Origin of the sequence: Brevundimonas sp. (assembly GCF_004210735.1) — a bacterium.
Classification (GTDB): domain Bacteria; phylum Pseudomonadota; class Alphaproteobacteria; order Caulobacterales; family Caulobacteraceae; genus Brevundimonas.
Genome location: NZ_SDZL01000069.1, coordinates 1 through 10182 on the forward strand (window position 1 = coordinate 1; position 10182 = coordinate 10182).

Consider the following 10182-nt stretch of genomic DNA (forward strand, 5'->3'; position numbering starts at 1 on the left):
CGAATAGACGATGCCCGACAGCGACAGAACGGCCACCTCGGTGGTGCCGCCGCCGATGTCGACGACCATCGAACCAGTCGGCTCGTGGATCGGCAGGCCGGCGCCGATCGCGGCGGCCATCGGCTCGTCGATCAGGCCGACGCGGCGCGCCGAGGCGTTCAGGCAGCTGTCGTTGATCGCGCGACGCTCCACCGCCGTGGCGCCCGAGGGCACGCAGACGATGATCTTGGGGTTCACGAAGCCCTTGCGGTTATGAACCTTGCGGATGAAGTGCTTGATCATCTCTTCGGCGACTTCGAAGTCGGCGATGACGCCGTCGCGCATGGGGCGGATCGCCTCCATGTGACCGGGCGTGCGGCCCAGCATCTGCTTCGCCTCTATGCCGACGGCATGGACGATCTTGCGACCGCCGACGTTGCGCAGGGCGACGACCGAGGGCTCGTTCAGGACAATGCCCTTGCCCTTCATATAGATCAGGGTGTTGGCAGTCCCCAGATCCATCGCGATGTCGTTGGAGATCATGCCGAATAGGGGTGAAAGCATGGGCGTGGGCTACCGTTCGGTTCGGGCCTGAAGGGGCGTTCTGCGTTTTACAGTCGTTCCGGCGACGCCCCGCCACGCGCAGCCTGCGCGCAACAACCTGATCGTCTTCGCCTGTACCGACCGAGGGCCGGTTTGCCCGCATGACGAACCGATTACAAGCCCCGATCACACACGGTGATCACGTCCTGGTTACAGCCCCGCTTTCGGCTCCGCTTGGACATTTGCGCTTCAGACAGGGTCCAGTCCTTCCTGATGCAGCACACGCTTAACGGCGTCGCGCGACTGGACCAGATCCAGATGCGCGTTCAGCCTGGGAAAGCGCTCCTTGGCCAGCAGATCCGCCTGACGCGCCCAGCGACTGAACACCGACAGATAGCCGTCCGAAACCGTATAGGTCTCCCCCGCGACCCATGGCCCCTTCAGCAGGTACTGCTCGACCAGATCGTATTTCGTCAGGGCCAGCGTCACGGCCGTCTCGCGCGCCTCCCCTTCCAGCGGCGGGCGCGAAAAGATCACCTTGCCGATCGCCGGATGCAGGGACGATCCCAGATAACCGTTGACCCGCTGGGTCTGGGCGAAGGCGAAGGGGTCGTCGATGTCGGCCAGGTTCGCGGGTGGATACAGCTGCGCGACATAGGCCAGGATGGCGACGTTCTCGGTGATCACGCCCTTGTCCGTCACCAGCGCCGGGGTCACGCCCGCCGGGTTGACGGCCAGATACTCCGCCGTCTTCTGCTCGCCCTTGCGCAGATCGATCTTGATCAACTCATAATCAGCTCCGGCCTCTTCCAGCGCGATGTGCGAGGCCATGGCGCAGGCGCCGGGCGAATAATAGAATTTGAGCATCATCGTTCTCCGTGAAAGCGATCGATCAGATGTCGCGGACGGCCTCGCGGCGACGCACCACCTCGCGGACCAGCAGCATCAGCACCAGCCAAACGCCCGCGACCGCCGCAAGGATCACCGACGTCCACACGCCGTCTCCCTTGACCGCCGTCATGAACGATCCGCCGAAGAAGGCGACCAGCGCCGTCTTGGGCAGAACCCCCAGCGCGCACCCGGCCAGAAAGCCCGCAAACGACGCCCGCGCCGCCCCGAACGCCATATTGACGACGATGAACGGCGCTGACGGCACGTTGCGGATGATGAAGCTGGCTGAAAACGCGTTGCGCCCCACGAACCGGCTCAGCCGATCCAGCGTCTTGCCGCCGAACCGGTCCAGCGCCCGCGCACCCGCCCCGCGCCCCAGCCAGTACGTCACCGCCGCCGACGCCACCGTCGCGACCCAGCTGTAGGCGAAGCCGAACCACGGCCCGAAGGCGACCACACAGGCGGCGATCAGGATGAATTGCGGCACGCCGACGAAGGCCGACAGGGTGAACACCACCACCGCCGCGACCAGACCCCACGGCCCATGCTGGAACCCGCCCAGCCAGACCTCCAGCCGATCCTCGGCCGCCAGTCCGAACTGGCTCTTGCCCACCGCGAACAGGGCGATCATGCCCCCGAACAACAGCAAGGTCGCCGCCAGCGCTCGCCAGCGCCGGGCCTCCATATTCATCAGGAAATCGGCGACCGCGCGCATCAAACTCGTTCCATCGACCCAATATCGGCGCCAGGCCGCACAAACGTTGTGCAGGAAGGCCCGGTTGCGTATCAAGCATCGCCTCCCCGGCGCCCTCATCGAACACTCGGGATAGCCATGTCCAGCCTTCAGTCCACCGCCCTCGCCCGCGTCAAGCCTTCGGCCACCCTGGCCGTCACCGCCCAGGCGCGCGAACTGAAGCGTCAGGGCCGCGACGTCATCGGTCTGGGCGCTGGTGAACCGGACTTCGACACGCCGGACAACATCAAGGCCGCCGCCATCGACGCCATCAACCGCGGCGAGACCAAATACACCGACGCCGACGGCATGCCCGAACTGAAGGCCGCCATCGCTGCCAAGTTCGCGCGCGAGAACGGCCTGACCTACGAGACCAACCAGATCCACGTCGCCTCGGGCGGCAAGCCGGTGATCTTCAACGCCTTCGTCGCCACGCTGAACCCCGGTGACGAGGTCATCGTCCCGGCCCCCTACTGGGTCAGCTATCCGGACATGGTGTTGCTGGCGGGCGGCGAGCCGGTCACCGTGATCGGTCAGGAGGCCGACGGCTTCAAGTTGCGCCCCGAGGTGCTGGACGCCGCCATCACGCCGCGCACGCGCTGGATCATCCTGAACTCGCCGTCCAACCCGACCGGCGCCGCCTACACCCGCGCCGAGCTGGAAGCCCTGGCCGAGGTGCTGCGCAAGCATCCGCAGGTCTGGATCCTGACGGACGACATGTACGAACATCTCGTCTATGGCGGGTTCGAATATCTGACGATCGCTCAGGTCGCGCCCGACCTTTACGACCGCACCCTGACCGTCAACGGCGTCAGCAAGGCCTACGCCATGACCGGCTGGCGCATCGGCTATGCGGGCGGGCCCAAGCCGCTGATCGACCTGATGCGCAAGGTCGCCAGCCAGACGACATCCAACCCCTCGTCCATCAGCCAGTGGGCGGCGGTCGAGGCGTTGAACGGGCCGCAGGACTTCCTGGCCCCGCGCGCCACTGCCTTCGAAAAGCGCCGCGACCTGGTCGTCTCGATGCTGAACCAGGCCACGGGCATTCGCTGCGCCAGCCCCGAAGGCGCCTTCTACGTCTATCCCTCGATCGAGGGGCTGATCGGCAAGACCGCGCCCTCGGGCGTCGTCATCGACAACGACGAGACCTTCACCAGCGAGCTTCTGGCCGCCGAGGGCGTCGCCGTGGTTCAGGGCACGGCCTTCGGCCTGAATCCCTATTTCCGCGTCAGCTACGCCACCTCGGACGCCGTTCTGGAAGAGGCCTGCACCCGCATCCAGCGGTTCTGCGCCAGCCTGAAATAGGTCGAGGTTGAAGGCGTCTGTTGGCGCCTTCATCTCAAATCGGTCGCGTGCTCTTTACTCGTGACTGATGCAGGAGCGTAAGTTTCAGGGATCAACGTTCTCAAACGTCGGGAGCCTCCCATGAAACGCCTGACTTTCGCCGCTGTCACCGCCACCCTCGCCTCGCTGGCCGTTTCAGGCCAGACCGCCGCCCAGAACCAGCCGACCACCGGTCCGATCGCCACCTATTGGGTGACAGCTGAGACCAGCGCCGGCATGGGCATGATGGGCGGTCAGGGGATTCAAAAATCCCTGATGCTGCAACTGCAGTCCAGCCGCACAACCGCTGCCCCGGCAGCGGACCACCTGCCACCGGTCGGCCTGGCTGCCGGCCCTCGCCTGCCTTTGGCGACCCCGGCGCCACGACCGCAGGAGGCGCCCGAGCCTGACCCCGAACAGGCTCGCCGCATTTTCGAGCAGCAGGCCGCCAGCATGCCGAAGATCATCATCTACCATGGCTGTGGCGAGAGCGGCGGCGCGCCCCTGACGATCAACCCCAGCCAGGGCATGGCCGCCTTCCAGCGTCTGTGGAACGCCGTCGACGTTCGTTCTCCGGCGCCGCCCTCGCAGGGCCAGGGGCGCACCTACGGCGTCTGGCCCGACGGTCAGCAGGGTCACATCCCCGCCAGCGGCTCACTGGTCGGCGACCACGTCGTGCGCGGCAACTACAGTCCCGAGATCAAATTCAGCCTGAACGCCCATCAGGATTTCGTCGGCGCCTTCCAGCTTAGTGGCACGGATCAGGCCAGTCAGGGCCGCGTCAGCTGGCAGCCCGTCAGCGGCGCCAAGGCGATCCTGGCCACCGCCCTGTCGACCAACGACAAGAACGAGATGATCCTTTGGACCTCCAGCGCCGTGCCCATCATGATGGGCGCCGTGCCGGACATGCTGGCCCAGGCCGACATCGACCGGCTGCTGGGCAGCAAGGTGCTGCTGCCGGGCGTAACCACCCAGTGCGCGATCCCGTCCGGTTTCCTGGCGGCCGCGCCCCAGGCCATGCTGCGTATGACGGCCTATGGCGGCGAGGTGAATTTCAGCTATCCGCCACGCCCGGCCGACCGTCGCCAGACCTGGAACATCGAATATGTGACCAAGGTCCGCTACAATTCGACCGCTTCGGCCATGTTGGGCATGGATGCGCGGGACATGGCGGGCGACGCCGATGAACCGGCCAGTCCGGCCGACGCCGCTCGCGAGGCGGCCAATCCGACCGGTGTGCTGCCAACGCCGGGCAATGTCGCCGGCGCCGCGGCGCGTGCCCTGATCGGCGGTTTCCTGCGCCGCTGATCCGTTAGGAGGAAGATGCGCGGCCGGTCCTGCGGATCGGCCGCGTCTTGTTTCGCGCTCAGGCCCGGCGGCTGACCGCGAAATCGGCCAGTTGCTCCAGCGCCCTTCGCCAGTCGCTGTCAGGCAGGACAGACAGGGCCGCCTTGGCCTGATCGGCGAACTCGCCCGCCGCATCCAGAGTGCCCGACAGGGCGCCCGAGCCGATCACCAGCTCGCGCGCGCGGACAAAGTCCGCCTCGGTCCGCTGGCCGTCGTCCAGGGTGCGTTTCCAGAAGGCGTCCTCGCGTCCCGCCGTGCGCTGCATGGCCAGCAGCAGTGGCAGGGTCACCTTGCCCTCGCGGAAGTCGTCGCCCGCGTTCTTGCCCAGCGCCTCGGCCGTGCCGCCATAATCCAGCGCGTCGTCCGCCAGTTGGAACGCCAAGCCCAGCGCCATGCCGTAATCGCGCATCGCCTTGACCGCCGCCGCGTCGGCGCCCGCCCCGACCGCGCCGGATTCGGCCGCGGCGGCGAACAGCTCGGCCGTCTTGGCGCCGATGATCCGCAGATAGGTCTCGCGGTCCAGGTTGATGTCTTTGGCCCGCGTCAGTTGCAGCACCTCGCCCTCGGCGATGACGCTGGAGGCGGTGGCCAGGATGCCCAGGGCCCGGATCGAATCCGTCTCGACCATCAGTTCGAAGGCGCGCGCGAACAGGAAGTCGCCGACCAGCACCGCCGAGGCCGCCCCCCAGATCAGGTGCGCCGCCACCTTGCCCCGCCGCATGTCCGAACCGTCGACGATGTCGTCGTGCAGCAGCGTGGCGGTGTGGATGAACTCGACCGCCGCCGCCAGCCGGTGCGCGGGCCCCAGATCCTGACCGCCCACGACCCGGGCCGAGGCCACCGTCAGCAACGGACGCAGGCGCTTGCCGCCCGCCGCGATCAGATGTTCCGCCAGCAGCGGGATCACCGGCACCTCGGACTGCATCCGCGCCAGAATCAGGGCGTCGACCGCCGCCATGTCCGATGCCGCAAGGCGGATCAGAGCCTCGACGTCACCCTTGGAACGGGTGGGGGTGACCGTGTCGACTTCCAATGGAATACTCTTTCAGATTGGGGCTCGGTCGGGGGGAGCCGCGCCCGAATTGCGTCGCGCCGCCTTGCCCGGCGGCGTTCGGGCGCACAATGGTGGCGCCACCATGAAGGGTCAAGCTGCGTGACCGACGCGCCCGAAGCCGACATCACCGAGAACCGCCTGTTGGGCGGCCGCGTCGTCCTGCACCAACCCGCGCGTGGCTATCGCGCCGGCATGGACGCCGCCCTGCTGGCCGCCGCCGCGCCCGTCGCGGCGGGCGAGCGGGTGATCGAGGCCGGGTGCGGCGTGGGCGGGGCCTTGCTTCAGGTCGCCGCCCGCTGTCCCGGCGCCCAACTGACGGGGCTCGAACGCGAGACCGACATGGCCTCCCTGGCCATTCAGAACGCCGCCCTGAACGACGTGGCCGACCGCGTGGCGATCCGGCGCGGCGACGTGGCCGACGGGTTCCGCGCGCTGGCCCTGCCGCCGTTTGACTGGGCGATCAGCAATCCCCCCTTCTTTGACGACCCCGGCGCCCTGCGCGCGCCCGCGCCGGGCAAGCGCGCCGCCTGGATGGCCGACGACGGCCTGGCCGCCTGGACCCGTTTCCTGCTGAAAGCCGTGCGCGAGGGCGGACGCATCGTCGTCATCCACCGCGCCGACCGGCTGTCCGACCTGCTGTCCCTGCTGGGCCAGACGGCCGGCTCCTTCGCCATCCGCCCCATCCATGCCTTCGCCGACGAGCCGGCCAAGCGCGTGCTGGTCCAGGCGATCAAGAGCGGCCGCGCGCCGCTGCGCCTGCTGCCCCCGCTGATCCTGCATGACCGCTCGGGCGCCAAGCACACGGCCGAGGCCGAGGCGATCCTGAGGGGCGAGGCCGACCTGCCCTTCTGATCGGTATGGGTCGCGACTGACGTCCAGACCCCGCCCGGCGAAAAATACAGTCTGAATAGTCTGATTAGTCTGAAATCCCCCGGTCCAGATATGAGCCGCACAGCTTGCCACAGGTCCGGATGACGGCAGGCCAAAGACCGTCGGCGATGCGACAGGCATTGAACGGGCGAAGCAATTCACCGCCGGCCATCACATCACGCCCTCGCTCGCCGTGCGCTCGTCTTTTCCCTGGGGGGAGGAAGGGCTATGGCAGGCCCATGTCCCTGCGCCCCCTCTTCGTCACCCAGGTCTATGAATCCAGCCTCGCCGACGGGCGCGGCTTTGATGATTTCAACGCCTCGCTGGTCGACGCCTGCCGCATGCTGGCGGACGAGGACGCGGGCGGCCGTGCCTGGTGCCGGGCCAACGCCTATCGCGGCTACACCTCCTACGGCTCGATCAACGATCTGCCGGTGCGCTTTCCCGAGTTCGGCGAGTTGAAGCGCCACCTGGATCGCCACGCGCAGGCCTATGCCCGCGCCCTCAATTTCGACCTGGCCCGCAAGCCACGCCTCGACAATCTGTGGGTTAACATCCTGAAGCCCGGCGGCGGCCACACCGGCCACATCCACCCGCACGCCTTCCTGTCCGGCACCGTCTATGTCGAGGTTCCGGACGGCGCCTCGTCGCTGAAGCTGGAAGACCCGCGCCTGCCGATGATGATGGCCCGCCCCGGCGTCCTGCCCGACGCGCCCGAGGCCGAACGCCCCTTCGTCTATCTGAAGCCCCAGGCGGGCACGGTCCTGATGTGGGAAAGCTGGCTGCGCCACGAAGTCCCCACCAACGGCGCCAAATCCGACCGCATCTCGATCAGCTTCAACTACGCCTGACGCTGGTCGCAACTTGGCAGAATGACCGCGAATTCACTGGCGGCAGTCCCGCACCCTGCTTACGCCCAGAAGATCAAATCTAGGGACGCCCATGCTCGCCATACTCGCCGCCGCCCTGACTCTGACGGCTGCAACGCCTCAGGCTGCCGATGCCGCTGCTTCGCCTTTCGACGCCCAGGCGCGCGTAACCGAGGCTATCGCCGCCATTCGCCCGACAGCCTACCGTCGCGACGCCGTCGACTGGGCGGCCATTGAAACGCACGCGCGGGCCGATGCTGCTACCGCCCGGGACACGATCGACCTTCTGCCGGTTTACAGCCGCCTGCTGACTGCGCTGGGCGACCACCACAGCTTCGTCCAGGTCGACCAAAGCCTGCGCGACGCCTACAAGGCGCGATACGGGCGCGAGTTCGACGCCGACGTCCCGCGCAAGCCCCAGACGTCCACATTTATCATGCGCCGTGAGCGGTCCGCCCGCCCTCTCGCCCTCGCATCGGGCAAGCAAGCAGAACTCGTGACAGCGCCCAAGGTGTTCGGCGGCGGGGCCGATGCTCGCGCCTATGCGGACACCGTCTTCGGCCACGTCGCCGCAGCTTCCGAGCGCGCCTGTGGCTACGTCGTCGATCTGCGCGGCAACGTCGGGGGCAACGTCTGGCCGATGAAGGCCGGCCTCAGCGCTCTGTTGGGCGACGCCTATCTGAACAGCGATTCCTACGCGCGTTTCGAGAACGGCGCCTTCTTGGTCAATGAAGGCCAATACAAAGGCATGGAGGCTGCCCGGGCCACCAACTGGCGCTCTCTACCCGGCCTGGAGAACACGCCTGTAGCGATGCTCATCGACGACGGTGTCGGAAGCTCTGGCGAGGGTATCGCCGTTGCCTTCAGCGGACGCCCTAACACGCGGTTCTTCGGCCAGACCACTGCGGGCGTCGCCAGCAGCAACGAGGGCTTTACGCTCAGCGACGATGTCAATCTGGTGGTCACCACCAGCATGATGGCCGACCGCGAGGGTCGCATCTATCCGGACGGCGTCCCTCCTGACACCCCCGTCGCCCATGGCGAAGGCGACCCTGCCGATCCCGACGACGCCGTAGTCGAAGCGGCCAAGGCGTGGCTGACGACCCAGCCAGGCTGTGCGGCCGCCTGAGCCGCCTTCAAACCGCCCTGTCCGGCGGCTAGGGATTTGCTCAAAGGGCGCGCGACCGCTACATCCCGCGCCAACCTCCCCATCCGATCAGACGACAGGGCGCACCGCACCTCATGGCGCAGCAATATATTTTCCAGATGCAGGGTCTGACCAAGACCTTTCCCGGCGGCAAGAAGATCTTCGAGAACATCTGGCTGAGCTTCTACAACGACGCCAAGATCGGCGTGGTCGGCGTCAACGGCTCGGGTAAGTCCACCCTGCTGAAGATCATGGCCGGCCTGGACCATGAGTTCACCGGTGAAGCCCGCGCCGCCGACGGCGTCAAGCGCGGCTATCTGGAACAAGAGCCCAAGCTGGATGACAGCCTGAACGTTCGCCAGAACGTCGAGTCGTGGTGCGAAGAGAAGCAGTGGGTCAACCGCTTCAACGCCATCGCGATGGAGATGGCCGAGAACTACTCCGACGAGCTGATGGAGGAGATGACCGCCCTTCAGGAGAAGATCGACGCCGGCGACGTCTGGGACATCGACAGCCGTATCGAAATGGCCATGGGCGCCCTGCGCTGCCCGCCGGACGACTGGGAGGTCACCAACCTGTCGGGTGGTGAAAAGCGCCGCGTGGCGCTGGCCCGCCTGCTGCTGTCCAAGCCCGACATGCTGCTGCTCGACGAACCGACCAACCACCTGGACGCCGAGTCCGTCGCCTGGCTGCAGCACCACCTTGAGAACTTCCCGGGCTGCGTCATCCTGGTGACCCACGACCGTTACTTCCTGGACCTGGTGACCAAGTGGACGCTGGAGCTGGACCGCGGCAAGGGCCATCCGCACGAGGGCAACTACTCCTCGTGGCTGGAAGCCAAGCAGAAGCGCGTCGTTCAGGAGAACTCGGAATCCGAAGCGCGCCAGCGCGCCCTTACACGCGAACTGGAATGGGTCCGTTCCGGCGCCAAGGCCCGTCAGGCCAAGTCCAAGGCCCGTCTGGCCGCCTATGAGCGGATGGTGGACGAGCAGGAATCGATGCGCGGCGCGCAGACCCACGCCCACATCCAGATCCCGCCCGGCCCGCGCCTGGGCAATGTGGTGCTGGAGGTCGAGGGCCTGAAGAAGTCCTATGGCGACAAGACGCTGTTCGACAACCTGACCTTCAAGCTGCCGCCCAACGGCATCGTCGGCGTCATCGGCCCCAACGGCGCCGGCAAGTCGACCATGTTCAAACTGATCACCGGCCAGGAAACGCCGGACGGCGGAACCATCAAGGTCGGCGAGACGGTCAAGCTGGCCTATGTCGATCAGTCGCGCGACGACCTGAAACCGGACGAGACCATCTGGCAGGCGATCTCGGGCGGCACCGACGTGATGATGGTCGGCAAGCGCGAGATCAACACCCGCGCCTATGTCGGCAGCTTCAACTTCAAGGGCGGCGACCAGCAGAAGAAGGTCGGCCA

At 66.9% G+C, this 10182-nt stretch carries 10 protein-coding genes; 6 read left to right on the plus strand and 4 right to left on the minus strand.

Translation table 11 applies throughout. The annotated features are described in order from the left end of the window. The 3 genes from EON91_RS12595 to EON91_RS12605 form a co-directional block, all read right to left on the minus strand. Positions 1 to 543, minus strand: a 543-nt coding sequence (locus tag EON91_RS12595; protein WP_292095318.1) for a rod shape-determining protein, incomplete at its 3' end; no start/stop codon positions are given. Between the two features lie 228 nt (positions 544 to 771). Further along, complete coding sequence (locus EON91_RS12600) at positions 772 to 1389, minus strand: glutathione S-transferase N-terminal domain-containing protein (RefSeq protein WP_292095319.1); 618 nt, start codon at positions 1387 to 1389, stop codon at positions 772 to 774. Positions 1390 to 1414: 25 nt separating this feature from the next. Then, on the minus strand, positions 1415 to 2128 hold the full coding sequence (locus tag EON91_RS12605) for a VTT domain-containing protein (protein WP_292095322.1): 714 nt from the start codon (positions 2126 to 2128) through the stop codon (positions 1415 to 1417). Between the two features lie 117 nt (positions 2129 to 2245). Here EON91_RS12605 and EON91_RS12610 point away from each other — a divergent pair, with 117 nt between their 5' ends. After that, positions 2246 to 3451: a pyridoxal phosphate-dependent aminotransferase gene (locus EON91_RS12610; protein WP_292095325.1), complete on the plus strand. Its 1206-nt coding sequence runs from the start codon at positions 2246 to 2248 to the stop codon at positions 3449 to 3451. Between the two features lie 120 nt (positions 3452 to 3571). Then, positions 3572 to 4777 (plus strand): hypothetical protein, encoded by a 1206-nt coding sequence (locus EON91_RS12615; RefSeq protein ID WP_292095328.1) that lies wholly within the window; start codon positions 3572 to 3574, stop codon positions 4775 to 4777. Between the two features lie 58 nt (positions 4778 to 4835). Here the strand turns inward: EON91_RS12615 and EON91_RS12620 are convergent, their stop codons facing one another. After that, positions 4836 to 5774, minus strand: a complete 939-nt coding sequence (locus EON91_RS12620) for a polyprenyl synthetase family protein (protein ID WP_292095341.1) — start codon at positions 5772 to 5774, stop codon at positions 4836 to 4838. A 195-nt stretch (positions 5775 to 5969) separates the two neighbouring features. Here EON91_RS12620 and EON91_RS12625 point away from each other — a divergent pair, with 195 nt between their 5' ends. The 4 genes from EON91_RS12625 to ettA form a co-directional block, all read left to right on the plus strand. After that, the gene (locus EON91_RS12625) at positions 5970 to 6722 is read left to right on the plus strand and encodes a methyltransferase domain-containing protein (protein ID WP_292095331.1); all 753 of its coding nucleotides are present in this window, start codon (positions 5970 to 5972) and stop codon (positions 6720 to 6722) included. A gap of 257 nt (positions 6723 to 6979) precedes the next feature. Then, positions 6980 to 7591 (plus strand): TIGR02466 family protein, encoded by a 612-nt coding sequence (locus EON91_RS12630; protein WP_292095334.1) that lies wholly within the window; start codon positions 6980 to 6982, stop codon positions 7589 to 7591. A 91-nt stretch (positions 7592 to 7682) separates the two neighbouring features. Next, positions 7683 to 8738: a S41 family peptidase gene (locus tag EON91_RS12635; RefSeq protein ID WP_292095336.1), complete on the plus strand. Its 1056-nt coding sequence runs from the start codon at positions 7683 to 7685 to the stop codon at positions 8736 to 8738. A gap of 113 nt (positions 8739 to 8851) precedes the next feature. After that, positions 8852 to 10182 (plus strand): energy-dependent translational throttle protein EttA (gene ettA, locus EON91_RS12640; protein ID WP_292095339.1); only part of this gene is annotated, 1331 nt, incomplete at its 3' end.